Source organism: Bacteroides salyersiae WAL 10018 = DSM 18765 = JCM 12988 (assembly GCF_000381365.1).
In the GTDB taxonomy this organism is placed as follows: domain Bacteria; phylum Bacteroidota; class Bacteroidia; order Bacteroidales; family Bacteroidaceae; genus Bacteroides; species Bacteroides salyersiae.
Genome location: NZ_KB905467.1, coordinates 1,325,172 through 1,349,969 on the forward strand (window position 1 = coordinate 1,325,172; position 24,798 = coordinate 1,349,969).

Annotated in this window: 21 protein-coding genes and 1 pseudogene; 14 read left to right on the forward strand and 8 right to left on the reverse strand. The window is 50.1% G+C overall.

Translation table 11 applies throughout. The features are described from left to right. Window positions 1-37: 37 nt before the first annotated feature. Window positions 38-1,438, reverse strand: a complete 1,401-nt coding sequence (locus tag HMPREF1532_RS16850) for a C1 family peptidase (RefSeq protein ID WP_025819028.1) — start codon at window positions 1,436-1,438, stop codon at window positions 38-40. A gap of 330 nt (window positions 1,439-1,768) precedes the next feature. On the opposite strand from HMPREF1532_RS16850, the gene HMPREF1532_RS16855 reads away from it, so the two are divergent. The 7 genes from HMPREF1532_RS16855 to HMPREF1532_RS16885 all read left to right on the forward strand — a co-directional run bounded on the left by HMPREF1532_RS16855 (window position 1,769) and on the right by HMPREF1532_RS16885 (window position 10,946). Further along, on the forward strand, window positions 1,769-3,019 hold the full coding sequence (locus HMPREF1532_RS16855; protein WP_085930793.1) for a BamA/TamA family outer membrane protein: 1,251 nt from the start codon (window positions 1,769-1,771) through the stop codon (window positions 3,017-3,019). 129 nt (window positions 3,020-3,148) lie between these two features. Then, a complete protein-coding gene (locus HMPREF1532_RS16860; protein ID WP_025819026.1) occupies window positions 3,149-3,898 on the forward strand; it encodes a TolC family protein in 750 nt (249 codons plus the stop codon). A gap of 8 nt (window positions 3,899-3,906) precedes the next feature. Beyond that, entirely contained in the window at window positions 3,907-6,141 is a 2,235-nt protein-coding gene (locus HMPREF1532_RS16865) for a GumC family protein (RefSeq protein ID WP_005932194.1), read from the forward strand. Then, complete coding sequence (locus HMPREF1532_RS16870) at window positions 6,131-7,501, forward strand: O-antigen ligase family protein (RefSeq protein ID WP_005932196.1); 1,371 nt, start codon at window positions 6,131-6,133, stop codon at window positions 7,499-7,501. Before HMPREF1532_RS16865 ends, HMPREF1532_RS16870 begins: the two co-directional genes overlap by 11 nt. Continuing rightward, the gene (locus tag HMPREF1532_RS16875) at window positions 7,492-8,397 is read left to right on the forward strand and encodes a glycosyltransferase family 2 protein (protein WP_005932198.1); all 906 of its coding nucleotides are present in this window, start codon (window positions 7,492-7,494) and stop codon (window positions 8,395-8,397) included. Before HMPREF1532_RS16870 ends, HMPREF1532_RS16875 begins: the two co-directional genes overlap by 10 nt. Before the next feature lie 67 nt (window positions 8,398-8,464). Continuing rightward, on the forward strand, window positions 8,465-9,730 hold the full coding sequence (locus tag HMPREF1532_RS16880) for a glycosyltransferase family 2 protein (RefSeq protein ID WP_005932201.1): 1,266 nt from the start codon (window positions 8,465-8,467) through the stop codon (window positions 9,728-9,730). A 70-nt stretch (window positions 9,731-9,800) separates the two neighbouring features. Beyond that, a complete protein-coding gene (locus HMPREF1532_RS16885; RefSeq protein ID WP_005932204.1) occupies window positions 9,801-10,946 on the forward strand; it encodes a glycosyltransferase family 4 protein in 1,146 nt (381 codons plus the stop codon). Here the strand turns inward: HMPREF1532_RS16885 and HMPREF1532_RS16890 are convergent. From HMPREF1532_RS16890 to HMPREF1532_RS16900, 3 genes are all read right to left on the reverse strand, one after another. After that, a complete protein-coding gene (locus HMPREF1532_RS16890) occupies window positions 10,909-11,346 on the reverse strand; it encodes an N-acetylmuramoyl-L-alanine amidase (protein ID WP_005932207.1) in 438 nt (145 codons plus the stop codon). The two genes, HMPREF1532_RS16885 and HMPREF1532_RS16890, sit on opposite strands and share 38 nt — an antisense overlap. A gap of 23 nt (window positions 11,347-11,369) precedes the next feature. Beyond that, a complete protein-coding gene (locus tag HMPREF1532_RS16895) occupies window positions 11,370-11,615 on the reverse strand; it encodes a hypothetical protein (RefSeq protein WP_005932210.1) in 246 nt (81 codons plus the stop codon). Between the two features lie 149 nt (window positions 11,616-11,764). Continuing rightward, a complete protein-coding gene (locus HMPREF1532_RS16900) occupies window positions 11,765-12,256 on the reverse strand; it encodes an HU family DNA-binding protein (RefSeq protein WP_007480825.1) in 492 nt (163 codons plus the stop codon). A 226-nt stretch (window positions 12,257-12,482) separates the two neighbouring features. Here HMPREF1532_RS16900 and HMPREF1532_RS16905 point away from each other — a divergent pair. Further along, window positions 12,483-12,728: pseudogene (locus tag HMPREF1532_RS16905) on the forward strand (DUF4248 domain-containing protein); the annotation flags it as partial. Between the two features lie 41 nt (window positions 12,729-12,769). Here the strand turns inward: HMPREF1532_RS16905 and HMPREF1532_RS16910 are convergent. The 4 genes from HMPREF1532_RS16910 to HMPREF1532_RS16925 all read right to left on the reverse strand — a co-directional run bounded on the left by HMPREF1532_RS16910 (window position 12,770) and on the right by HMPREF1532_RS16925 (window position 18,670). After that, window positions 12,770-14,491 carry an ATP-binding protein gene (locus HMPREF1532_RS16910; protein WP_005932218.1) on the reverse strand — a complete coding sequence of 574 codons (1,722 nt, stop codon included), beginning with the start codon at window positions 14,489-14,491 and terminating at the stop codon, window positions 12,770-12,772. A 256-nt stretch (window positions 14,492-14,747) separates the two neighbouring features. After that, entirely contained in the window at window positions 14,748-15,659 is a 912-nt protein-coding gene (locus HMPREF1532_RS16915) for an Rpn family recombination-promoting nuclease/putative transposase (RefSeq protein WP_025819022.1), read from the reverse strand. 147 nt (window positions 15,660-15,806) lie between these two features. Further along, window positions 15,807-17,624: a DnaB-like helicase C-terminal domain-containing protein gene (locus HMPREF1532_RS16920; RefSeq protein ID WP_005932224.1), complete on the reverse strand. Its 1,818-nt coding sequence runs from the start codon at window positions 17,622-17,624 to the stop codon at window positions 15,807-15,809. A 191-nt stretch (window positions 17,625-17,815) separates the two neighbouring features. Further along, a complete protein-coding gene (locus HMPREF1532_RS16925; RefSeq protein ID WP_005932227.1) occupies window positions 17,816-18,670 on the reverse strand; it encodes a DUF7833 domain-containing protein in 855 nt (284 codons plus the stop codon). Window positions 18,671-18,811: 141 nt separating this feature from the next. On the opposite strand from HMPREF1532_RS16925, the gene HMPREF1532_RS21050 reads away from it, so the two are divergent. The 6 genes from HMPREF1532_RS21050 to HMPREF1532_RS16955 all read left to right on the forward strand — a co-directional run bounded on the left by HMPREF1532_RS21050 (window position 18,812) and on the right by HMPREF1532_RS16955 (window position 24,782). Next, a complete protein-coding gene (locus tag HMPREF1532_RS21050) occupies window positions 18,812-19,132 on the forward strand; it encodes a hypothetical protein (protein ID WP_005932229.1) in 321 nt (106 codons plus the stop codon). A 325-nt stretch (window positions 19,133-19,457) separates the two neighbouring features. After that, window positions 19,458-20,522, forward strand: a complete 1,065-nt coding sequence (locus HMPREF1532_RS16935) for a glycosyltransferase family protein (protein ID WP_005932232.1) — start codon at window positions 19,458-19,460, stop codon at window positions 20,520-20,522. Beyond that, on the forward strand, window positions 20,512-21,969 hold the full coding sequence (locus HMPREF1532_RS16940) for a lipopolysaccharide biosynthesis protein (protein WP_005932234.1): 1,458 nt from the start codon (window positions 20,512-20,514) through the stop codon (window positions 21,967-21,969). Before HMPREF1532_RS16935 ends, HMPREF1532_RS16940 begins: the two co-directional genes overlap by 11 nt. Before the next feature lie 29 nt (window positions 21,970-21,998). Continuing rightward, the gene (locus tag HMPREF1532_RS16945) at window positions 21,999-23,168 is read left to right on the forward strand and encodes a glycosyltransferase family protein (protein WP_005932237.1); all 1,170 of its coding nucleotides are present in this window, start codon (window positions 21,999-22,001) and stop codon (window positions 23,166-23,168) included. Next, complete coding sequence (locus HMPREF1532_RS16950) at window positions 23,165-23,914, forward strand: glycosyltransferase family 32 protein (protein ID WP_005932239.1); 750 nt, start codon at window positions 23,165-23,167, stop codon at window positions 23,912-23,914. Before HMPREF1532_RS16945 ends, HMPREF1532_RS16950 begins: the two co-directional genes overlap by 4 nt. A gap of 16 nt (window positions 23,915-23,930) precedes the next feature. Continuing rightward, on the forward strand, window positions 23,931-24,782 hold the full coding sequence (locus HMPREF1532_RS16955) for a glycosyltransferase family 2 protein (RefSeq protein WP_005932242.1): 852 nt from the start codon (window positions 23,931-23,933) through the stop codon (window positions 24,780-24,782). Window positions 24,783-24,798 lie beyond the last annotated feature (16 nt).

The following is a 24,798-nucleotide window of genomic DNA, read 5'->3' on the forward strand; positions in this document are numbered from 1 at the left end:
ATGCTTTCCGTGGTCGATCGGTGCACGAAGCCTGATTTTATTCTTCCGGAGCAAACATCGGATCCCATGCCGGGAGACGTATCGGCTTCTGTTTCAAGATTTCCTGTACTTTGGGAGTCGTGAATTTTGTTTCTACGACAAGACGGAACATGTATTCGTCGAACCATTTGTCTGTCATGATGAGATGCCCCTGATAACCACTGGCGGCGCCCCAACTGTTCTCTACCATCCATTTCACGGGTTTTCCGTTCTTATCGAGATCGACTGCCATCAGCGTCATGGCATGGCTCGAGCCGCTTGCAAAAGTCTGGATGCGTTGTTTCTTGTCCATGCCGAACGTGGTGCCCATCAGAGACTCGTAGTCATAGTTATTCACATCGAGCAGGCCGCGCTCCGAATGGAGGAATTTGCCCACATCGCATGAGAAATACATCATCGTGCTGTCTTTCAGGGAGGCGATCGCCATCGCTTTTATCTCCTCTACCGGCAGGTTCACATATGTCCAGTTCTTGCCATCATAGCGGTGACGGTCGAAATCGATCTCGTAGCACTTGTAATATTCGCGGCTCGGATCATTCATCAGCATCACGTAGTTACCGATCAGATTTTCGTCACCATATTTTTTCAGGAAAGTCATCGGGGTATGTTTTTCTGTCTCTACCGGTTTTCCACCCGCATCATAGCGTGTCCATGTGAACTCCGTAGGAGGCACACCCAAATTCAACACCAACATGCGGTAGATGGTACCTAACATCTCAACTTTGCTCTTCTCCAGTGCGGCCGCTTTGGCGCCTTTCGAAAACTGATCACGCAATTGCAGGCCGAACTCGCGCAACTTCAATGAAACCAAGTTCGCCATGCGTGCGGTATTCTCACTGCTGTTGGTTTCCGGCATGATGTCTTTGGGCACCAGGCCGTATTTTCCTACAATATCGGCTACTCCTGTGAAAGTGCCGCCATCACTCAGAGGATTGCGGAAAAGCCACTCCACCATTTTGTCATCCATCGGTTTCTCACGCGTATCGATCACTCCTTGAAGGAAAAGGTTCGCTTTCTCCAACTGATCGTAAAAGAAAGGATATGATTCGGAAAATTCAAACGAACCGAGCCCGTATTTAGCAATTGCCTTGGCACGCATCACGTTCAGTCCGGTGAATAGCCAGCAACGCCCCGATGACTTCTGGTCTGTAATGCCTTTGGAATCTACCCTGATGGAGAAATGGGTATCCATTCCTGTCATGTTCTCCTGATTGAGGGCGAGTTTACGGATATCGTTGTTGCCGATGGCATTGCGCAGCGCTTTATCTGCCGATGTCCCTTGATAGCTTTGTCTGATCTGGTCCAGCATTTCACTGCTGATTCCTCCTTTGTCCTGTTGTGCCTGCACCGAGAAGAAGGCGGCACCCAGAACAAACAATGATAAAATTCGTTTATTCATAATATAATAATTATTTAATGTGTCAATATGCCAATGTGCCAATGAAAGAATGTGCCAATATGTTAATGTAATCAATGAAAGAATGTGCTAATATGTCAATGTGATCAATGTGCCAATTGAATAATTCACCATGTCGTGCAGTATATGTTCTTGAAAAAACAGCGCAGCCAATTGGCACATTGATCACATTGGCATATTGGCACATTATTAATCCAACCACAAAAATAGTATGCTTTTTGGAACTTTTATCCATTCCTTTAGAATTATTATCAATCCAAACGAAAACTATTCCAAATAAAACGGTTTTCTTTGCACCCACATTCAGAGAATATGAAAAGATATATAATAAGTATGTGCATGGCGATTATACCCGCCATAATCATTTTTGGCCAGGAAGAAGGCATCACGATAGTAAAAGACGGCAAGCTGGAAGTAAACACGGTATTTGATCCCGACAGCCTTCGCGACGGTTCCCCTTCCCTATCCAAGCGTGAACTGCGTAAACAACGGGTGGCACAGCGCAATCTCCATTACAACATACTTGGCGGCCCCAGCTATACTCCGGATTTCGGGGTGCTTGTAGGCGGTAGCGCACTCATGACGTTCCGTATGAACCCCAGCGATACGACACAGCAACGTTCTGTTGTCCCTGTCGCTATTGCCTTTATGTTCAAAGGGGGATTGAACCTTTTCTCCAAACCGCAGCTTTTCTTCAAGGGCGACCGTTTCCGTATCTTCGGGCAGTTTAGTTATAAAAACACACAGGAGAACTTCTATGGCATCGGCTATGATACCAATAAAGATTATGTACGGAGCGATACGACCAGCCAATACCGTTATAGCGGCGTACAGGTAAACCCCTGGTTCCTGTTCCGTCTGGGCGAAAGCAATTTCTTTGCCGGCCCGCAGATAGACATCAACTATGACAAAATAACCAAACCGGCGAAATATCTTGTAGACCAGCCCGACTACATGGCCGCAGGAGGAACATCGCACGGATACAGCAATTTCAGCTCCGGACTCGGTTTTCTGCTGACGTATGATACGCGGGACGTTCCCGCCAATGCCTATCGGGGTGTCTATCTTGATTTCCGGGGGGTGATGTATCAGAAATTCTTCGGCAGTGACAATGAATTCTACCGCCTTGAAATAGACTACCGGCAATATAAAACGGTGGGCCGGCGCAAGGTCATCGCCTGGACGGCACAAACGAAAAACGTATTCGGAGACGTGCCTTTGAACAAGTATGCCTTGAGCGGAACTCCGTTCGACCTCCGTGGTTATTACATGGGGCAGTATCGCGATAAGTCGTCTCACGTCGTGATGGCCGAATACCGCCAGATGTTCAATACCGACAAGACGAGCTGGGTAAAAAAGATGGTCAGCCATCTCGGTTTCGTGGCATGGGGCGGATGCGGATTCATGGGGCCTAACCCCGGCAGGATAGAGGGGGTGCTTCCCAACTTCGGCGCCGGAATCCGCATCGAAGTGCAGCCCCGCATGAATGTCCGTCTCGACTTCGGCAGAAACCTGGTTAACAAGCAGAATCTCTTCTACTTCAATATGACGGAGGCCTTTTAGATATATTTTTCCGGTATTTTTGGGCATAAAACAATAAAATGAGGAGGGATGAAGAATCATAAGTGAATAATTTGCTTATATTTGCGACTAACTTATTAAAGTATACAAGCAAATATCAATATATCAATGATGAAGCAATTTTGCTACTTACCTTTTATATGTCTGCTTATTTTGTGCGCAATTCCCTTGACGATATCTGCGCAGGAAGTACACGATGGCTCGGAATTCACAACAACCGATTACAAAAACCTCGTCCTTCCTCCACTCGATTTGCTTTTTGAGAACGCCAAGAAAGGCCCCATTTATGAGGCGGCTTACGTCAAAGAACAGATAGAACGTAAAATACTGGCTAAAGAAAAACGCGCTTTTCTTAGCTTTTTTAGTTTAAGGGGGAGTTACCAATACGGTATGTTCGGCAATGAATCTACTTTTACCGATATTGCCATTGCACCTTATCTTACTTACACGACCCAGGCACAAAAAGGATATACCATCGGCGGAGGTGTAAACATTCCGTTGGACGGGCTTTTCGATCTGGGCTCTCGCATCAAACGGCAGAAGCTGACCTTGCGAAATGCAGAGTTGGAAAAGGAAATAAAGTTTGATGAAGTAAAGCGGGAGATCATAGAATATTATGCCACAGCAAACTCACAACTCAGTGTATTGAAATTGCGGGCGGAAACCCTCGAACTTGCTACTCTACAATATGAAATAGCAGAAAAAGACTTCATAAATGGAACGATAGATTCCGGAGCTCTTTCGGTTGAGAAACAGCGTCAGTCCGTTGCTCTGGAAGCATATGAAAAGAGTAAGTTTGAAGTGACAAAGAGTCTGTTAATATTAGAGGTAATCACCCGTACTCCCATTTTACGAAAATAAGAAATACCATGGACTATATACTTTATATCTTTCGTGCCCTATACCGCAAAATGTGGTGGATCATCCTGGGAACAGCATTGGTCACCGGGCTGGTGATCTACAAAACCAAAGGAATGAGGGGAGGTTATAACGTTGAATCGACTTTGTATACAGGCGTCGTTTCCGGGTATAGCATTGAAGAGAACAATGCCGGTGTCAATTGGGCCATTGCCCAAAATGCCATTGACAACCTGATTCACATCATTGAATCCGAAAGCACCCTGAAACGTGTTTCAATGCGCCTGTTCGCACGCGTACTCGTAAAAGGGAGTCCCGACAGAGACCAGAACGAAATCACTGCCGCCAGCTATAATTACACCTATAACCACATGAAAAACAGTAAGCATGGGAAAGAACTCGTTGCATTGATAGACCGGAGCAGCGAAGACAAAACCATGGAAAATTTCATGAAATACGAAAAGCCGGACGCCGATAACTATATTTACGGTTTATTCTATTATCAGCATCCTTATTATAGCTATGGCACATTAAAGAGAATTTTAGTGACGCGTTTGGGAAACAGCGACTTGCTGAAAATCAGTTATTCGTCGGGCGATCCGGGCATTACTTACAATACTCTTGAGATTCTGATGAAAGAGTTCGTCAATGAATACCGTGTTCTTCGTTATGGCGAGACCGATAAGGTGATTGAATATTTTAAATCGGAACTGAACCGCATCGGCGGTGAACTGACGAGACATGAAGACGATCTCACCAAATATAATGTGGACAACCGTATCATAAACTATTATGACGAAACCAAGGAGATAGCCGCCATCAATAAGGAATTCGAGTTAAGAGAGCAAGATGTGTTGTTCGCTTATAACAGTTCGAAAGCGATGGTTGAAGAGCTGGAACGGCAAATGGATGAAAATACCAGACAAGCTATCACAAACCTGAACCTGGTGGATAAACTGAGGGAAGCTTCAGACCTTACCGGAAAAATCACAGAAATGGAAACGGTTTCCAATACAGATACCGGTTCGGACCAGCGCTTGGAAGAATATCGGGGGGATCTCGTCAAAACCCGGAAGGAATTATCTGATATTTCCAATCAGTACATCAGCGGCAAATACACCAAAAGCGGCATCGCCAAAAACAACATTGTAGAGCAGTGGCTGGACCAGACGCTGCTGTTCGAAAAAGCCAAGGCAGAGCTCAGCATTATCCAGAAAAGCCGTAGCGACCTCAATGGCAAATACGTGTTTTATGCTCCCGTAGGCACCACGATCAAGCGCAAAGAGCGTGTTATCAACTTCTCCGAGCGCAACTACCTGACCACTCTGCAAAGTTATAACGAAGCATTGATGCGAAAGAAGAATCTGGAGATGACGTCGGCAGCCTTAAAAGTTCTGAATCCTCCGGCCTATCCCCTATCTCCGGGTGCCAGCAACCGCAAGAAGATTGTAATAATGACTTGTGTTGCCACTTTTCTGTTACTGTTGGCCTTCTTCTTATTGGTGGAATTCATAGATCGTACTTTGCGTGATTCGATCCGTGCCCGTAAGTTGACCGGATGTCAAATATTGGGCGATTTCCCCTATTCCAGACGTTCTACTCCATATAGCCAAATATATGAGAGAGACTCGACACGTTATCTCAGCAACAGCATCTTCCGATTCTTTACGGACCGGAAGAAAGGTGAGCCATATATTCTGAATCTTCTCAGCGTATGTCCCGGCAGTGGCAAGACCTACATAGGAGAACATTTGGAAGAATATTGGAAAAGTATCGGCATCAACGTGCGGAGGATCTCTGCGGGAACAGACTTCAATGCTGATTCTTCGCAATATCTGTTAGCAACCGGCATCAATGAGATATACACCCCCGGCAATGAGGATGTATTGATCGTAGAACATCCGGAATTGAGACAAATCAATATCCCTACACCGTTGCTCCGCAACGCCCATGTAAATTTGATGGTAGTTTCGGCAACCTATGGCTGGAAATCGATCGACAGGATCTTGTTGCGGAAACTGGAAGCCCAGATTGAAGGTAAACCCTACCTGTGCCTGAACCGTGCACCGAGATACGATTTGGAGAATTTCACAGGCATGCTTCCTCCTTATACCCAATTGCGGAAGTTGATATATCGCTTATCGCAGTTGGCGTTGACGGAGACCTTCATCCAATGGAAAGGCATATGGAAAAGAAAGCGGCAACCTTGTCCGTCCGCCATAGACAAAGAGAACGATGACGACTGATAACGGCGAAGACAACAGCAGATACACCCCATTACAGACCGGTCATTCCGAGTCTGGTTTCTATGTATTGTTTGCCCTCCAGTTCCTGTTGGTTGCCGCCAGCATGTTTATGGATGTCAAGACAGGAGCTTTTACGCTGATCCTTGTTTTGATCATGACATTCGTCATCTTGGTGCGTTGTTCGTCGCAGGGGTTTGATATGTCGAGAGCCAAAAACGGCATGATGTGTCTTTTTGCGGTGACCGGTGTGTTTTATTTTCTGGAGATAGCCAACCCCAACAATGTGCAGGAAGCGTGGAATATCGGTATCACCCATTACTGGCTCTACCCTTTTGCGCTCTCCTTGATTGTTCCGATAGCTATTCGCGACCGTAAAGGCATTGAATGGCTGTTGTTCATCTGGTCGGTCTTCATCCTGATAGCCACCCTGAAGGGATATTGGCAAAAGAATCACGGGTTCAGTGTCCGCGACCGTTATTTCTTATTTGTGCTCGGAGGATACCGCACTCACATCATCTGGTCGGGAATCCGCTATTTCTCTTTCTTCTCCGATGCCGCCAACTACGGTGTGCACTGTGCCATGGCCCTGACCACATTCCTCATTTCGGCTTTCTATGTCCGTCGCGGATGGATGAAAATCTATTTTATCCTCATCGCCCTCGGTGCAGCCTATGGTCTGGGGATTTCGGGCACGCGTGCGGCAATGGCTGTCCCCTTGAGCGGAATGTTAGTATACGCCGTCCTGTCCAAGAGTTGGAAAAGCATTATCATCAGCTTCGTTGCAGTCGGTGCTATCTTTTCCTTTTTCTATTTTACGACGATAGGCAGTAGCAATCAGTATATCCGCAAGATGCGGACAGCTTTCCGCCCTACCGAAGACGCTTCTTATCTGGTGCGGGTAGAAAACCGGAAAAGAATGAAAACGCTTATGGACGACCGCCCTTTCGGCTACGGCATCGGGCTGGCCAAGGGCGACCGTTTCTCCTCCAAAGAGCGGATGCCTTATCCGCCCGATTCCTGGTTGGTAAGTGTATGGGTAGAAACCGGAATCGTGGGATTGGTTCTATATCTTGCCGTGCATGGTGTGCTTTTTGCATGGTGTGCCTGGATATTGCTGTTTAAGATCATGAGCAAGCGGCTGCGCGGACTCTTGGGCGCGTGGCTATGCATGAACGCCGGTTTCTTTGTGGCTGCCTATGCCAATGATGTGATGCAGTATCCCAATTCAATCGTTGTATATACCGGATTCGCCCTCTGTTTCGCAGGCCCTTATCTTGACAAAGAGATGCGGAAAGAGGAAGAAGACGAAGAGAAAGCCAAGGAGAAAAAGAAAGAAGAAAAAGCGACTTTATGGACATAAAAGAAACACCGGTCATCTCTTTTATCACAATTTGCTACAACGGGTTGGCAGATACATGTGCACTGATCGATTCACTGCAAGCTGCGGTACATTCGGTCAGTTATGAAATCATTGTCGTGGACAATGCTTCGCGCCAGAACGAGGCGGCTGTCATCAGCCGGCGTTATCCCTTTGTCAAGACGATACGCAGCAAGCGGAATTTGGGTTTCTCCGGCGGCAACAACTTAGGAATCAGAGAAGCCGGAGGAAAATATATTTTCCTCATCAACAACGATGCCTATATCACTGATGACGGGCTCCCGGCCCTCATCGAACGACTTGAGAGCCGTCCGGAGATCGGCGCCGTGTCACCGAAGATTCGTTTTGCATTTCCTCCGCAACATATTCAGTTTGCCGGATTCACCGCATTGTCTCCTGTCACGCTGCGCAATACGGGCATCGGCTGCGGTTGCCCGGACAACGGAGCATACGACACGGCCAGCCCCAGCCCCTACCTCCACGGCGCCGCCATGCTGGTCAAGCGCGAAGTGATAGAACGGGTGGGGCTTATGCCCGAAGTGTATTTCCTTTATTATGAAGAGTTGGACTGGTGCACGGCCATGACCCGCGCCGGATACACGCTATGGTATGAGCCGCGTTGCACTGTATTCCATAAAGAGAGCCAGAGTACCGGGCAACTCAGCGTTTTGCGCACATACTACCTGACGCGAAACAGACTGCTGTATGCCTGGCGCAACCTGAGTGGTGCGGACCGCCTGCTTTCATTGGTTTACCAGATGACGTTTGCCGCCACAAAGAACAGCCTGCAGAATCTTTTGCAACGCCGTGTCCGGCAGGCCGGTGCGGTATGGAGAGGAGTTTTCGGATTCATCATTTTGCCCGGAAAGCAAAGTTGAAGTCCTATAAATGACCGTTATGAATATGAACAGCTATGACTAACAAGAATACAATGCCGTGACGAACATGAATGCCGTAATTTATATAATCGATTGGATATTATTTGTGCCATTGGCATTCTGCGTGTCCTACCTGTTGTTTTATGCCGTCGCTTCGCGCTTTTACCGCTCGCCTCAATATCCTGCAGCACGGAAACAACACCGCTTCGCGGTACTCTTTCCGGCTTACAGGGAAGACCGGGTAATCGTGAATGCCGTGCAGAGTTTTCTCGGGCAGGAGTATCCCGCGGAGTTGTATGACGTCATTGTCATCTCCGACCAGATGCAGCCGGCCACCAACGATGCGCTGCGGCAGCTCCCCATACACTTGCTGGAAGCCGATTATACCGACAGCTCGAAAGCCAAAGCTCTCGTGCTGGCAATGGAGCATATAGCCGGCGACGCTTATGACATCGTGGTGGTGATGGATGCCGATAACATCACGACAAGCAATTTCCTGTCGGAGATGAACCGTGCCTACGACTTCGGCTTACCGGCCATCCAGGCGCGCCGTACAGGCAAGAACCTGAATACGGATGTCGCCATGCTCGATGCCGTCAGTGAAGAGATCAATAACGGCATATTTCGTAGCGGGCACAATGCCGTAGGGCTTTCGGCCAGCCTGTCCGGTTCGGGAATGGCATTCGATGCCGGCTGGTTCCGTCGGAATGTGAGGCAACTCCAAACGGCAGGTGAAGATAAGGAACTGGAGACGATGCTTTTAAGGCAGAATATCCATATCGGATACCTGCAATACCTGCCCGTTTATGATGAAAAGACCCAGAAGACGACTAATATCAAGAACCAGCGCAAACGTTGGATAGCAGCCCAGTTCGGTGCCCTGGCAACGGTGTTGCCGGATTTGCCCAAAGCGTTCATGCAGGGCAATATGGATTATTGCGATAAGATATTCCAATGGATGCTTCCTCCCCGGTTGCTGCAATTGGCGGCCGTTTTCGGGCTGGCTTTGGTGGCTTTTATCGTCTGCCCGCCGGAGGCGAGTATCAAATGGGGGATACTCGTCTTAGCCCAGATAATGGCCATGCTACTGCCTATCCCTCGAAAGCTGCTGAACAGACAACTGCTCAAAGCAGTGTTGAAAGTTCCGCAATTGGCATTCGTCATGGCAGGAAACCTCTTTAAGCTAAAAGGAGCTAATAAGAAATTCATACATACAGAGCATGGAGAAGGGGAAAGAAAGAGAGAGAGAAAGAGAAGGGAGAGTGGAGAGTGGAGATGGGAGAAAGAAGATGGGAGAAGTGCCATGCAGCGTAAGGATGGTGCGGATCACTAATTATTGCCATTAATCATTTGTCACTAATCATTTGTCACTAATCACTAATCATTTTTATCACAAATCAAACATGAAGATTGCCATTGAAGCCCAGCGTATATTCCGTCCCAACAAGCATGGGATGGATTTTGTGGCTCTGGAAACGATCCGGGAGCTGCAAAAGATAGATCATGAGAATGAATATTTCATTTTTGTCAGTCCGGGGCCGGACCACTGCCTGAACGAATCGGACAATATGCATATCGTTGAACTGCGTTGCCCTTCGTATCCTCTATGGGAGCAGGTAGCGTTGCCCCGCGCTGTGGCGCGCGTGCGTCCCGACTTGTTGCACTGCACGAGCAATACGGCGCCGGTCAAGTGTCCGGTACCGCTTGTGCTGACGTTGCATGACATTATTTTTCTGGAAAAGCGGCAATCGTCCAGTCGTTCGTTGTATCAGGAGATGGGCTGGCATTATCGCCGTCTGGTAGTGCCCCGCATCCTGTCGGAGTGCAGGAAGATCATCACTGTTTCCAATTTCGAATGCAACCGGATCCGTGAAGCGCTCAATCTTCCCAAAGACCGGCTGACGGCTGTCTACAACGGATACAGCCCGCACTTCAGGCAGATGCCGCCGGCACCGGAAATCGTACATAAGTATATCCCGTCAGACGACTACCTGTTCTTTTTAGGAAATACAGACCCCAAAAAGAATACGCCGCGTGTGCTTAAGGCATATGGCTTGTATCTGCGACAGTCGAAACATAAACGTCCGCTATTGATAGCCGATCTGAAAGAGGAAGCAATAGACGGAATACTTTCAGCAGAAGGAATAAAGGAGGTAAAGCCTTATCTCAGTTTTCCGGGATATATTCCTAATGCCGACCTGGCAGCCCTTTACAACGGCGCATTCGCTTTTCTGTATCCTTCGCTTCGCGAAAGCTTCGGCATTCCGATGCTCGAATCGATGGCATGCGGTACTCCTGTCATTGCCGGAAACACATCGGCCATGCCCGAAATAGCCGGAGAGGGGGCACTGCTTGCCGATCCTCTGGATGAAAATGACATAGCCCGCAAAATACTGCTGCTGGAAGAGGATGATACTTTCTATCAGCAACAAGTAGATTACGGGCTGGAGCGCGTCAAGCTGTTCTCATGGAGAAAAAGCGCGGAGGCGCTGCTGAAAATTTACAAAGAAATCATAATTCACAAACCTCAAAGCAGGGGCATTCTTTGATCCACTCTTCGGGTTCTATCTCCCCGTTTCCGTTCAGATCGGGGCTCAGGTCGCGATGACCGCAGACGCGGCTGCCGGGATAGTCTTTTAAGAGTTTACCGACCAATGCTTTGAGCGATTGTTTCTGGGCTTCCGTGCGGGTATCTTTGGCTTTTCCTTGGCAGTCCAGCCCTCCTTCATAGCAGATGCCGAGGGAGTTTAGATTGAAGCCGCGCACGTGGGCGCCTATCTTCTCGATGGGGCGCGTGGCTTTGACATCACCGTTTTTTCGGATGTAAAAATGGTAGCCGGTGTCGTTGAATCCCCGGCGGCGGTGGCACACTTCCAAGTCTTGCTCCGTAAACGTACGGTCTTCGCGGGTGGCCGAGCAATGAATGACGATCAGATCGATTTTTCTCATCGGTGTCTCTCCTCCTCTCCTTTTTATTTGCGTAATTCACACTCCGTATTCCGGCAACGCTGTTCGCGCAACGAGAAGATTTCCGCATGCATCTCTTTTACTTTGGCGCTTAAGTCAAAATAATCTTTCAACGCTTTTTCCAGTTGCACCATCAAGAAACCGTATTGATCGGTTATCAATTCACTGAATTCTTTCGCCGTTCCTTTCTTCCGAAAGAACGGCAGGATTGCCACGAGGCATTCCACTACTTTCTCTATTATCTTTTTCATTTTGAATAATTAAATAATTTGCCAATGTGCTAATGTGCCAATTGGCTGCGCCATGGGTTGGATAATTTACCAATATGCCTGCTGCGTATATTCTAAAAAACACAGCGCAGCAATTGGCACATTGGCACATTGGCATATTGACACATTATTTACGCTGCCGGATCTTCCCCTTCTCCGTCTCCGCCGCCATTGCCGTTGTCGTTGCTTTTTGCGTCGGGCGATACGATTTCGAAACTGATGTTATTGTTTCCGCCACGCGTGTCGGCTGTGGAGTCATTCACGAGACGCAGCGTATTGTCTACCTTGAAGCGGAGATTGACACGTTTGATATTCTTCACTGTGCAATCCTTTTCCACCTCCACACCGGGACAGGTCAATGAGGTATAAAAAATGCCCAGACCGTCTACTTTCACTTTATCGCCGGATACGAGTACCTTCCGCATGGCGCGTACGAAAGATTTCATCACATGGATCACGTCTTCTACAGACAGCGAGCCGATGGCTTCTATTTCGCTGGCCAACAGGTCGATGGTATATATCTTCGCATCTCCGGGTTTGGGTCTCAGCAGATAAATCAGAGGTGAATTCTTGTCACCGATCTTTTTGTTGCGCGAGTAGCGCACTACAGGAACTGTTATCATATGTGTGGATACCGGAAGGGATAAGAGCATGGAGAAGACGTTTCCTCCACTCTGACTTCCGATATGACAAAGATAGGGGATGCGAAAAGGATGAAAACAAGCAACATCGGACAACTGCGCACAACTGCATGATAAATCGGATAACGTCATAATAAAGTGAGAAAACACTTGCTGATTACCGTATAAATCGTTATCTTTACATGGTAATCATACTGTACGATATTCAATGAAAGAGGAAGATAAGTCACAAAAAAAAGAGCCGGAGGATGCCCTTTTCCGGTATCGGAGTTATGGAAAGAGCGAGTTAGCTTCGCTCTATCTGCCGGATATCCTGCCGGGCAGTGCCATGAGGGAATTCAACGAATGGATAGCCGCCTTTCCGGGATTGATGGAGGCTTTGTATGCCACCGGACTGGCACGGAAGTCAAAACGTTACACTCCGGCACAAGTCAGGCTGATAGCGGGGGCGCTGGGAAACATAAAGAAATGGGAGATCTCCCATCTCCCATTTCTTTATGTTTCCCAGCATTTCCATCCCCGGTTGGCACAGATGTAAACCACATATGTGCGCACCTTGTAGTTGGGGAAATGCCGCAGTGTGTCTTCGGCATAACGGTGCACCTGCTCCACGTGTTCGGGCAGAGGTGCATCCAGTTCTAACATCTTTTCCGCCTCTTTGGCTTTGTAATATTTGAATTCCACCAGGCGGTCGTCCGTGTAGTAATCCGTGCCCGGTATGCCGGTCATTTCGAAGTCTGCGCGTCCTTCCGAATTGTTCTGTTCGATGGCGAAGGTATAGCAACTGCTCAGGTAGCGGGATACCAACTCGAAGAAAGAGCAACGGATGAAATTTTCATTGATCTTGTCGAACACCTGCGCGGGGAACTGGCCGAGGTATTGCTCGAAATAGTTCCGGACAAGCGATTCGAAATCACGCTCGTCGACGAAGCGTTCGTAAGTGGGGACATACCGGTTGGCGCCGCCGTCTATACGGTTCAACACGTTGTAGTAGTCCATGTAGATGCTGCGCATGGTCAGGTTGGGGAGCGTCATGCGGAAACCGTTCTGCAGGGTTGTCATACCGAGATAGAAAAGGCTGACGGGATAGAAATTCTTGTCGAAGAACTTCTGCTTGTTGAATTTGCTGGAGAGGTCGGCTACGTTGTAAGCCAGTCCGTTGTCTATCACTAATGCATCCAGCATGGCCTTCGAGTTTTCCAGCGAGAGGGTGAGCCGTCGCAGCCAGCCGATGTCGGTGCGCAGGTTCTCGTCTATCATCTCTTCGGGAACTTCACCGTGACGGGTAGCAAAATTTTTCAGAAAATAGGTCAGTATCGTTGCATTGAACAGTTTTTCTCCTTTGGGGCTGAAACGGTAGCCATCGTAGTTGTTGACGATGAGCTGCCATATTTCATCGTAGCGTTCCTGGCTTCCGGTATACTTGTCGAGCACGTAGCGCAGATAGGTTTCCGTTTCGGCATGGGTAAAGCCTAACATGTTGATGAAATCGGGATGTAGTGTCAGTATCTCGGCGATGTTGTATCCACTGGTCAGATCGTCCATCGTCACAGGCAGCACACCGGTACAGAAACAGGTGCGGATGCTGCCCTCACCGATACCTGCCTTGATTACTTTAAAAAAGGTGCGCAGGAAACTGTCAGCGGTGGTTACCTTCTCGTAGAGCGGATCGTTGTAAGAGGTCAGCAACTGGTTGGTGAAGTTGTCGTATTCGTCTATCAGAATGTAAACCGGAGGCAGTCCGTGTTCACGGGCATAAGTCAACGCTTCTTCCAGCATCTGCGCGGCATTTTCGCGGGTGGAAAACTGAAAGTCTCCGAAGAGGTCACGGTTGTGTGTCACCATGATTTCCACGGGGCCGCGATTCAGAATATTGAAGTTCTTCTCCAGCTTTTCCATGCTATCCGCCATCACCATTTTCGAGAAGTCGTAGCGGGCGATCATGTACCGGTTGTGCTCCGGTGTGGGATGGCTGCCGATGTATGTTCCTCCAAAGAGATCCTCAAACCGGTGGGTCAAGGTACGGTCGTAATAATGCGCCAAGGTAGATACCAACAAGCTCTTCCCGAAACGGCGGGGACGCAGGAACACGGGGGCTTTATAGGCCTCGAGACGCGGGATGTAATCCGTCTTATCCACATAATAAAAGCCACGGTCACGCATTTCGGCATAGTTGGCCACGGCATAGGGAATCGTTATACTTGCTTGAATTTTCATATCAGTCACAATTTATAAAAAGCCTCTCCCCAGCCCTCTCCGCAGGAGAGGGAGCAGGGAGATACTCCTGCCTATATTAACTACTAAACTAACTCAGCTCCCTCTCCCACGGAGAGGGTTGGGGAGAGGCTTCCAACAATTACAAAGTTACAAAACTTTTTCGTATTTACCCCGGGGCCGGTATAAACTTTTATCCCTCATGTTTTCCCTTTTCCTCCTCTCCCCTCTCCATTCTCCCATCTCTTATCTCCCTCTCTTATAGTTTTTTTATCTCGTCAATAGGCAGACCCGAAATTTGGGCAATGGTTTCGTCAGGAAGATTTAGTACGTTTTTCATATTACGGGCGATGGTAATTTTACTTTCTTCACGTCCTTCTTCACGTCCTTCCTGAAGTCCTTCTTCGCGCCCTTCTTCGCGTCCTTCCTGAAGCCCCTCCTCACGGGCTGTTCCCAACACATCGTTTTGTATCATGATTGCATCTATGTGCCGGTCATAGGCCTGCCGCTCTGCAGGTTCCAGATTATAGTAGATCAGCTTTCTTCTCGCTTCCTCCAGTCCCGGTGCTTTGGTATCGGGGCGTATGATGCCGGTTTTGAGATACTCGATCCACTCTTCCAACGGGGTGACTGCCGATTTATTGAACTCATTGACGCGAATGAGAAAATATTCGGGAAAGATCTCGGCCGGCAGCTTCCTGACGATGACTCCTTTCTCCTTGGTGGTCACTTGGAGGAAATCTCCGGTATGCACTCCCACGAAAGTGTTCTGACCGTGATACAGGTAGTCGTTGCCCTGCCCTATGTCAAAGTAAAGGATACTGATGGAATATACCTTTTTGACATCCGAGTAAATGCGTCCCAGTCCGATATGCTCGGTGATGGTTTTGGCCACTCCGTAGAGGATACGTTCCAGATAATAAATCTCGCGGGTATTCTGTATTTCTACAATGATGATTTCATCCTTACTGTTGCGGGCTTTGATGTCTACCCGGTTGAACTTGTCTTCCGGACTCAGCTGGTTGCTTTCGCTCTCAAGAATCTCCAATATACGGATATTCTCTCCCAACAATACGGTAAGGAATCCCTCGAGCACCCCAAAATTAGCCTTATTCCTCAACAGGCGCTTCGCCGCCCAATCAAAGCGTATGTATCTGTCTTTCTGTTCCATATTCATATCCTCCGTTTTCTGCAAATATACGCAATAAAAATGAATGATGATTTATGAATGATGATTTATGAATGATGATTTATGAGTTATGATTTATGAGGTGCGGGGTGTGAATTACGTCCACAAAAATAAGTCATAATTCATAAATCATAATTCAAGAACCCCTTCTTCCGTGTTTTCCGGCAGCCAGCAGGCATTGTCGAACCGGGTTTCCCGCACCCTCCGTTCGGGTGGGGTCTGGGGAGACTTGTCCTCCTCGCAGGGCAGATAGCGGCCGGATACGGGATCGTAGACGAATTGCGCTTCTCCCGGATGCCCCAAGTGCTTGAACTTCACTTTCTCCACATGGATGCGCACGACGCCCGTCGCATCATCCCGCTCCACCACCACTCCGAAATCGGCCTTGTTGTAAAAATCGGCCGAACCGTTTATGTCATACATTTCCGGTCGGGGCGTCTGCCCTGTTATCGCATTGCGGTTCATCTTGCGCGGATGGGCCACGAGCACTACCAGGCAGTGGTTTCGGGTGGCAAAGCCGGAGAGCCGGTTGAGCAGGGTCGAGAGATATTGCGTTTCGGTCTGTCCGGGCCGCATGTCGTGTTCGATCCGGTTCAAGGGGTCGATGACAAAGATGCGAATCCCCCGCCTTGCCACCAGTTCCCTACCCTTCGACAGGATGGCATCCACCGTGAAGTCCTCTTTGGGCAGGATATGGCATACGTGCTTTGCCAAGTAACGGGTGATACGCTCGTAAAGCCCCTCCGTCATTCCGAGACCGGGCTGGAAACGCCGGGCGGTGAGCTTCTCCGCCAACTTGCGGAGGTGGTAGACGATCGGGATGTTCTCCGGACTGAAAAAGCCGGCCGGCCAGTCGTGGCGCAGGCAAAGGCGGAGGACGAGCTCGTCCACCCATTCGGACTTTCCGGAGCCGGGAGTTCCGGTCACGATCAGCAGGCGCTGCAGTTCGAGGGTGCATAGACTGTCGAAATTCTCCCATCCGGTCTCGGCGCCCGGACCGAAGCCGTTTTCGTAAAGGGCACGCAGCTCCACGGCAAGATCGTCGGCCGTGAAAGCACCCTCGAGCGGCACCTCTTCGGCTTGCGACAGGGCGATGCGGAGACTCTCTACGCCATACTTCACCAGATGCTCGTTGGCATCCTTGCACTCCGGCCCGTAGGTGACGATGCGGCAGCGTTCGGGGCCGAAACGGCGGAGAAGTTCGGCACGCAGCTTCAAGCCTGCGGCATCGGTATCCACGGCGATGTAGATGAGCCGTTTGTTCTCGAAATGGCTCTCCACGAAACGGTCGAGCCAGGTGAGGTTTCCATTGGCGCCGGAGGGCACGGATATCGCATCCGCACGGCCGGTGGCGAGAAAGGAAGCGGCATCGAGCTCGCCCTCGGTGACGATGCATTCGGGGGTATCCGCGATGGCGTCGATGTTGTACGGGATAAGCTCGGCACCGGCGACCATCTTGAAATGCTTGGCGCCGCTACGATACTTGACATTGACCAGTACACCCTCTTCGAAGTAGTTGAAACAAAGGCAGTTCTCCTGCTGTCCGGTCTGCGGCATCGTTTCCGTCTGTTCCGTGAACCGCAGCGCGGCGATGACGGACTGGGGGATGCAACGCTCTTCCACCAGCCAGCGCTCCATCCGTTCGGAGAGCAGCAGCGCGGCGGGATTGAACGTCGGGCGGCGGAAATGTGCCGGCACGGAAGAGGAGGAAAAAGCGGTTTTCCGCTTGCGGGCCTGCCGTTCTTCGCGTTCGCGCAGCTCGGTTTCGTCGGGCACATGGGCGCTCCATCCGCAATGATGGCAGTGGCACAATCCGGTGTCGAGGTTCACGGAAAGGGATTTGTCGCGTTTGTTGCGCCGCAGGTCGTGGCACTGCGGACAGTGAGTCTTTATTTTGCCGCCGGTACGTCCGGAGGTTTCGATGTTGAAAGAATGAAAATTTCTCATATTTGGAAAAAGGCCTCTCCCCGGCCCTCTCCGTGGGAGAGGGAGCAGGGAGATACTCCTGTTTATTAATTAATTAAATAATTGTTTGCTAAACTAACTTAGCCCCCTCTCCCACGGAGAGGGCTGGGGAGAGGCCTCCCACGGTTCTTACCGCCCCTAATCACCGTTTCCGGCACTTGCAAGGACGGTGCTCAGCGTGTCCATGCCTCCGTCTGGTCGTCCCACACCGCCCATGAGTTGGGGCGTGGCGGTGCATCGGCCGGTATGGGGCGTCCCATGTAAGTGCGCTGCTCTCCGGTCAGCGTCTCGTAGCGGTAGGCGTCGTTTTCTTCTCCGGCATCGGCCGGAATGTGCAGTTGCTCCGACGCCTGCCGCCCTTCATCGGATTTCATCCAGTACATGAACCGCCGTTTGGCATCGCTCAGTCCGGTCACCGTGTGCTCTTCGCCCCGCAGACGGAGAAAGGCGGTAAACGACGGGAGCAGTTGCGGCAGATCGGCGGCGAACTCCACTCCCCGCCCCGACAGGCGTGCCATGTCTTCGCACCACACCTGCTCGGAGGGCAAAAGGGCGATGGCTTCATCCATCGAAAGAACTCCCCTCACACGCTCTCTTGTGAGAGAGTTATTTTCTTGTTCTTCTCTTCTCTGCTCTTCTTTACGCGCGTTATGCAGGAAACGGGAGTTGATTATCAGCGCATTATCCTCCAAGCTCCCCCCGAGTTCCTTCGACATCTCGTCACGTTTGCTCAAGAAATTCTCCATTCTTTTAATCAATCCGACAGAAAAAAACATGCCGTTTTCTTCCGAAAAAAGATCATAGTTTTCGATAACGCGAACCACCACCGTTTTTTGCGTGTACCCCAATCTTGACACCAAGCCTGCGGTCTCGGTGACAGGCAGGCTAAAATCTGTCTGCAGCCGCAACAGTTCAATCAAAAGCCAATAGACGCCATATCCTCTCGCCCCTTCTTTTTGGAGAAGTTTTGCTAATTTCGGGTTGGTAGCCGAAGGGGCGTCGTGCTTGAAATAAAAATTCTGCTTCATAAATATATTTTTTAATGACGGACACAAATATCCGGCAGCAAAGCTCGGAAGTTGTTTTCATATATCTGTTACGGTTTTTAGTAACAAATATTTCCTTTTTATTTTGTCACTTTGCACGGTTATTTAAAAAGTGAAATCATTATGAAGAAAAAAAAACTTAAAAAAAGAATCATTTACCAGAGTGATACCGACATGATACGTCGGACAGTTCAGGAAATCAGCCGGATAGCTGGAAGAAACCTTTTGCTCTACCGGTGTCACTGCCATCTCACCCAACGGGAAGTCTACTATCAGACCGGAATCAATTACCCTTTGATCTCCAATTATGAAAAAGAGATAAAAAACATGTGCGTCTACTCGTTCCTGATCACTTTTTATCGGGATACGTGCAGGTATCTCGAGATAGGCGATCCGGAAGGGATCGTACAAATTTCGAACAAGTTGCTGGAGATACTGTTTTAAAGCCTCTCCCCAGCCCTCTCCGTGGGAGAGGGAGCTGAGTTAGTTTAGTGACCGATTAATTTAATATTAGTGACCGATTAATTGATAAACAGGAGCCTCTCCCCAGCCCTCTCCTACGGAGAGGGCTGGGGAGAGGCTTTTATTATTTACCGATAATCCGTACCGGTTTCTTTGAATTTATCGATTATTATGCTTAAATTTGCCTTTATTATAAAAGGCTGTTTTGCTTCTTAATTCCGGAATGAGGGAGGTTATGGATTAAGAAAAAAGACAAACTCCGATTTTTTATTCCATTAAAAACGAATTTCAAGAGAAACCCATCTATATGAAAGTGTTAATTGTATTCAGAGAAGACGACACAGACAATCTCTTCGTCCCTGTACTCTGCGAAGCCATCCGCAAGCAGGGCATCGACGTGCATTGTTCCGACCGGGATTTCTGGGAAAAGGATGAACCTTATGACATCATCCATTTTCAATGGCCCGAAGAGGCGGTGGGATGGAACTGTACGGACATCTCCGTGATAGACCGTCTGCGGCAGCGCATACGCCACTTCAAAGACGGCGGGAGCAAGATCGTCTATACAAGGCACAACGCCTGTCCGCACTACAATGCCAATCCGGTCATCCGGCAGGCATACGGGCTCATCGAATCGTGCAGCGACGTAGTGGTGCATATGGGGCGATACAGCAAGGAGGAATTTGGAAAGGCGCATCCCGGCAGCCGGAATGTCATCATCCCCCACCATATCTACGAAAACACCTACAACGAAAACATCTCACGCGAAGAAGCCTGCAGGCACTTAGGGCTTCCGGCCGATAAAATGATCATCACCGCCTTCGGAAAATTCCGCAACCGCGAAGAGATCCGCATGGTGCTGGACGCCTTCTCCGCCTTGCGGAATAAAAGAAAGTTCCTGCTGGCCCCCCGGATGTTCCCGTTTGCCAAACATCCCGGGCAGCGCAATCCGCTGAAAAGGCTCCTTTCGCTGGCCGGCTACTACCTTGTACCGGCTCTGCTCCGCCTGAGAAACATCCGGGCAGGCGCCAACGGCGAACTGATCGACAACGACGAGCTCCCCTACTACATCACCGCATCGGACGTGATATTCGTGCAGAGGAAACGGATACTGAACTCGGGCAACGTCCCTTTAGCTTTCCTGTTCCGGAAAGTGGTGGCAGGCCCGGACAACGGGAATGTGGGCGAACTGCTGCGCGAGACCGGAAACCCGGTTTTCTCTCCCGACGACAACGCCGGCATCGTACGTGCGCTGGAACAGGCCGGACGGCTGGCGGAACAGGGCAAGGGGGAAGAGAATTACCGCTACGCCCGGCAGCATATGAATCTCGAGGTGGTGGCAAACGCATATATCGACGCTTATGGCAAGTAATCTCAAGCAACAGCTCTTTTCCGGTGTCTTCTACACCGCGCTCGCCAAGTATAGCGGCATCGTCATCTCCCTCGTCGTGGCCGGAGTACTGGCCCGCCTGCTCACGCCCGACGACTTCGGCATCGTAGCCATCGCCACGGTCATCATCGCCTTTTTCAGCATCTTCACCGACATGGGCATCTCGCCCGCCATCGTGCAGAACAAGGCATTGACGGAGAAAGACCTGTCGGACATCTTCTCCTTCACCCTCTGGATGGGCGCCGGCCTTTCGGTGCTTTTCTTCGCCGCCTCGTGGCCCATTGCCGCCTATTACGAAAGCCCCATCCTGCGCACCCTGTGCCAACTGCTCTGCGTGAACCTCTTTTTCGCTTCGGCCACCATCGTGCCCAACGCCCTGTTTTTCAAGAACAAGGAGTTCAAGTTCATCGCCCTCCGCAGCTTCGCCGTGCAGGTGGCCAGCGGCACGGCCGCCGTCATAGCCGCCTTGAACGGCGCGGGACTGTATGCGCTGATCATCAGCCCGATCCTCTCCAGCATCCTCCTTTTCATCATCTCGCTGAAACGCTACCCGCAACACCCCGCGATGACGCTCGGATGGGGCGCCCTCCGCAAGATATTCTCCTACTCCGCCTACCAGTTCCTTTTCAACGTCATCAACTACTTCAGCCGCAACCTCGACAAGCTGCTGATAGGCAAGTACATGGGCATGTCGGAATTGGGATATTACGAGAAGTCATACCGCCTGATGATGCTGCCGTTGCAGAACATCACCCAAGTCGTCACCCCGGTGATGCACCCCATATTCAGCGATTACCAGAACGACCTGAACCGGCTTGCCTCGGCCTACGAACGCATCCTGCGCCTGCTCGCCTTCATCGGGATACCGCTCAGCGTGCTGCTGTTCTTCACGGCCGAAGAGGTGACGCTGATCATCTTCGGTCAGCAATGGCTGCCGTCCGTGCCGGTGTTCCGCATACTCACGCTCTCGGTCGGCGTACAGATCATCCTCTCCTCCTCCGGAAGCATCTTCCAGGCTGCCGGAGACACGCGCAGCCTGTTCGCCTGCGGGGTATTCTCGTCCGTACTCAACGTGACGGGGATGCTGCTCGGCATCTTCTGGTTCGGCACGCTGGAAGCCGTGGCATGGTGCATCGTCACCACGTTCTGCGTCAACTTCATCCAGTGCTACTGGCAGATGTACCGCGTGACGCTCCGGCGAAGCATGTGGACACTGCTGCGCCAGTTCACATCGCCCATCATTGCAGGCATGCTCATAGCGGCCGCCCTCATCCCGCTACATTACTTGACAAACAACGGGAATATTTTTCTCACGTTTATATTGAAAAGTATCGTAAGTTTCACTATCTTTGGGATTTATATACAAATCACGCGCGAGTATGACCTGATGGGAAAGATACAAAAAATAGCGCACAAACGAAAAAAGTAAAATAACTAAAGAAATCCTTAAAGCAAACAATGAAATTATTATTTCTTATCTTTCACGGATTTGACGAAGCAAACGGTATCAGCAAAAAAATCCGATACCAGACAAAAGCACTGCGCGAATGCGGGGCGGACGTACGGATGTGTTATTACCAGATCACAGACGACGGCAACCGGCGTTGGATGGTAAACGATGAAGTGATAGCCGATCTCGGATCGGGAAAGATGGCAAAGGCCAAAAAAAGGTTTTTCTTTCGTCCCATCTGCGAGTATGCGCAACGCGAAGGCATCGAGCTGGTATACATCCGGTCTTTTCACAACGCCAATCCTTTCACAATCAACCTGATAAAAGAACTTAAACGGCAAGTGAGGCATGTGGTCATGGAAATCCCCACGTATCCTTATGACCAGGAGTACGCCAGCACCGGAATGAAGCTGAAACTCTACATCGACCGCCTGTTCCGCAAAAAACTGGCGAAGCAACTGGACGCAATCGTCACCTTTTCAGCAGCAAAAACCATTTTCGGCATTCCGGCCATACGCATTTCCAACGGCATCGACTTCGATGCCGTGCCACTCAAGCAGCACATGAACGACACTTCGGACGAACTGCATCTGATAGGGGTGGCCGAAGTGCATTATTGGCACGGATTCGACCGCCTGGTGCGCGGACTGGCCGCCTACTACGACCGCGGACGATCCTACAAAGTGTATTTCCACATCGTAGGCGAACTGACGGGCGAACGCGAACGGAAAGAAATACTGCCCCTCATCCGTGAACACGGGCTGGAACCCTACGTCATTCTGCACGGAGCCCGGCATGGCCTCGAATTGGACGAGCTCTTCGAACATGCCGATTTCGGGATAGGCAGCCTGGGCCGCCACCGGAGCGGCATCACCCACATCAAAACATTGAAAAACCGTGAATATGCCGCACGCGGGCTTGCGTTCGCCTATTCGGAAACCGATGAGGACTTTGACGACAAGGCATACGTGATGAAAATTCCGGCGGACGAGACAGCAGTGGACATCGACGGCATAGTGGCCTTCTGCCGGTCGCTGCCGATGACCGGCCGGGAGATACGCGACAGCATCGGAAATCTGTCGTGGAAGTGCCAGATGCAGAAAGTATTGTGCGAAGTAGTGCCGTGCACGAAGACGCCGGCACTGCCTGTTCCACCTCAAAACATCAGAAAAATATGATACCCAAACGAATACACCTCTGCTGGCTGAGCGGCGACCCTTATCCTCAGAAGATACAAAAATGCATCGACAGTTGGAAAATCCATCTGCCGGACTATGAAATCATGCTATGGGACTTGAAACGGTTCGACATCGCGCAAGTGCCCTGGGTAGAGCAGGCCTTTCGGGTCAAGAAGTATGCTTTTGCCGCAGACTACATCCGCCTGTACGCCCTCTACAACTACGGCGGCATTTATCTGGACTCGGACGTGGAAGTCTTGAAGAGCTTCGATCCGTTGCTGGATCTCCCCTACTTCGTCGGTGCGGAAAACGCAGGCACGATCGAAGCCGCCATAATCGGGGCCGAAAAAGGATGCGACTGGATAAAGGCCTGTCTGGACTACTATAAAGGAAGAAATTTCATACAGGAAAACGGACAGATGGATATCCGCATGCTGCCGGAAATCATGAACGAAACCATCCAGCGCTTCAAGCCGGTGGTCAATCTGACGGACAGCAACATCGACGCACTGAAGGGTCTGGATATGGAAAAAGCCGTATATGTGCTGCCCAACGATTTTTTCTCTCCGAAGATATTCGACTCCAGAGAGGTGATCGTCACCGGCAACACCTATGCCATCCATCACTATCAGAATTCCTGGTTCTCACACCAGGCGTTCATTTACTACCGCACGAGAACCTTCTTTATAAAGCTATTCGGATACAATTGTATCCGGCGCATCGAGAAACTGATTCTAAAAAGATAACCTCAAAAAGCAGAATATGAAGAAATGGTACAGCAAATATCTGCAAGTCTACGAGAAACCCTTCTCCTATGCACCGGCAGCAGTCGTCGAAGAAGTACGCGGCAAACTGGCCGGATTGCAGTCCGAACAGCCACTGGTCACCGTATCCCTGATCGGATACAATGAAGAACGGCATCTGCTGGCCTGCCTGTGGTCGCTGAGCGAGATGCAGTGCCGCTATCCGGTAGAAATCATCGGGGTAGACAACGAATCGAAAGACCGCACGGCCGAGATATACCGGGCCACCGGAGTGCCTTATTACACGGAAACGCGGCACAGCTGCGGTTTTGCACGCCTGTGCGGGTTGAACCATGCAAGGGGAAAATACCACATCAACATAGATTCGGATACCCTGTATCCGCCCCGCTACGTAGAAACGATGGTGGAAGCCCTCGAACGTCCCGGTATCGTGGCCGTCAGCTCACTGTGGAGCTACATCCCCGACAAGGAGCACTCATGGCTGGGACTGAAATTCTATGAATTCGCCCGTGACACGCACCTGTGGCTGCAAGCATTCAAGCGTCCGGAACTGAGCGTGCGCGGACTGGTGTTTGCTTATCGCACCGATCTGGCGCAGAAAACGGGTATCCGCACGGATATCATCCGTGGCGAAGACGGCTCATTGGCACTGGAATTGAAAAAGTATGGAAAGATCGCTTTCGTACGCAAACGCCGGGCACGCGCAGTGACGGGATATGGCACGGTGGGCACTGACGGAACCCTGCTGAACAGCTTTAAAGTACGCGTAGCCGGAGCGATGAAAAACATCACCGGATTGTTTACTCAAAAAGAAAAATATGAGGATGAGGATTCCAACTTGATAAAATAACCGGTAAAACTCATAA

What these genes read in the sequence shown, in the direction of transcription:
- HMPREF1532_RS16850 (WP_025819028.1), bottom strand. Translation starts at nt 1,438, where the DNA reads ATGAATAAACGAATTTTATCATTGTTTGTTCTGGGTGCCGCCTTCTTC.
- HMPREF1532_RS16855 (WP_085930793.1), top strand. Translation starts at nt 1,769, where the DNA reads ATGAAAAGATATATAATAAGTATGTGCATGGCGATTATACCCGCCATA.
- HMPREF1532_RS16860 (WP_025819026.1), top strand. Translation starts at nt 3,149, where the DNA reads ATGAAGCAATTTTGCTACTTACCTTTTATATGTCTGCTTATTTTGTGC.
- HMPREF1532_RS16865 (WP_005932194.1), top strand. Translation starts at nt 3,907, where the DNA reads ATGGACTATATACTTTATATCTTTCGTGCCCTATACCGCAAAATGTGG.
- HMPREF1532_RS16870 (WP_005932196.1), top strand. Translation starts at nt 6,131, where the DNA reads ATGACGACTGATAACGGCGAAGACAACAGCAGATACACCCCATTACAG.
- HMPREF1532_RS16875 (WP_005932198.1), top strand. Translation starts at nt 7,492, where the DNA reads ATGGACATAAAAGAAACACCGGTCATCTCTTTTATCACAATTTGCTAC.
- HMPREF1532_RS16880 (WP_005932201.1), top strand. Translation starts at nt 8,465, where the DNA reads ATGAATGCCGTAATTTATATAATCGATTGGATATTATTTGTGCCATTG.
- HMPREF1532_RS16885 (WP_005932204.1), top strand. Translation starts at nt 9,801, where the DNA reads ATGAAGATTGCCATTGAAGCCCAGCGTATATTCCGTCCCAACAAGCAT.
- HMPREF1532_RS16890 (WP_005932207.1), bottom strand. Translation starts at nt 11,346, where the DNA reads ATGAGAAAAATCGATCTGATCGTCATTCATTGCTCGGCCACCCGCGAA.
- HMPREF1532_RS16895 (WP_005932210.1), bottom strand. Translation starts at nt 11,615, where the DNA reads ATGAAAAAGATAATAGAGAAAGTAGTGGAATGCCTCGTGGCAATCCTG.
- HMPREF1532_RS16900 (WP_007480825.1), bottom strand. Translation starts at nt 12,256, where the DNA reads ATGATAACAGTTCCTGTAGTGCGCTACTCGCGCAACAAAAAGATCGGT.
- HMPREF1532_RS16910 (WP_005932218.1), bottom strand. Translation starts at nt 14,491, where the DNA reads ATGAAAATTCAAGCAAGTATAACGATTCCCTATGCCGTGGCCAACTAT.
- HMPREF1532_RS16915 (WP_025819022.1), bottom strand. Translation starts at nt 15,659, where the DNA reads ATGGAACAGAAAGACAGATACATACGCTTTGATTGGGCGGCGAAGCGC.
- HMPREF1532_RS16920 (WP_005932224.1), bottom strand. Translation starts at nt 17,624, where the DNA reads ATGAGAAATTTTCATTCTTTCAACATCGAAACCTCCGGACGTACCGGC.
- HMPREF1532_RS16925 (WP_005932227.1), bottom strand. Translation starts at nt 18,670, where the DNA reads ATGAAGCAGAATTTTTATTTCAAGCACGACGCCCCTTCGGCTACCAAC.
- HMPREF1532_RS21050 (WP_005932229.1), top strand. Translation starts at nt 18,812, where the DNA reads ATGAAGAAAAAAAAACTTAAAAAAAGAATCATTTACCAGAGTGATACC.
- HMPREF1532_RS16935 (WP_005932232.1), top strand. Translation starts at nt 19,458, where the DNA reads ATGAAAGTGTTAATTGTATTCAGAGAAGACGACACAGACAATCTCTTC.
- HMPREF1532_RS16940 (WP_005932234.1), top strand. Translation starts at nt 20,512, where the DNA reads ATGGCAAGTAATCTCAAGCAACAGCTCTTTTCCGGTGTCTTCTACACC.
- HMPREF1532_RS16945 (WP_005932237.1), top strand. Translation starts at nt 21,999, where the DNA reads ATGAAATTATTATTTCTTATCTTTCACGGATTTGACGAAGCAAACGGT.
- HMPREF1532_RS16950 (WP_005932239.1), top strand. Translation starts at nt 23,165, where the DNA reads ATGATACCCAAACGAATACACCTCTGCTGGCTGAGCGGCGACCCTTAT.
- HMPREF1532_RS16955 (WP_005932242.1), top strand. Translation starts at nt 23,931, where the DNA reads ATGAAGAAATGGTACAGCAAATATCTGCAAGTCTACGAGAAACCCTTC.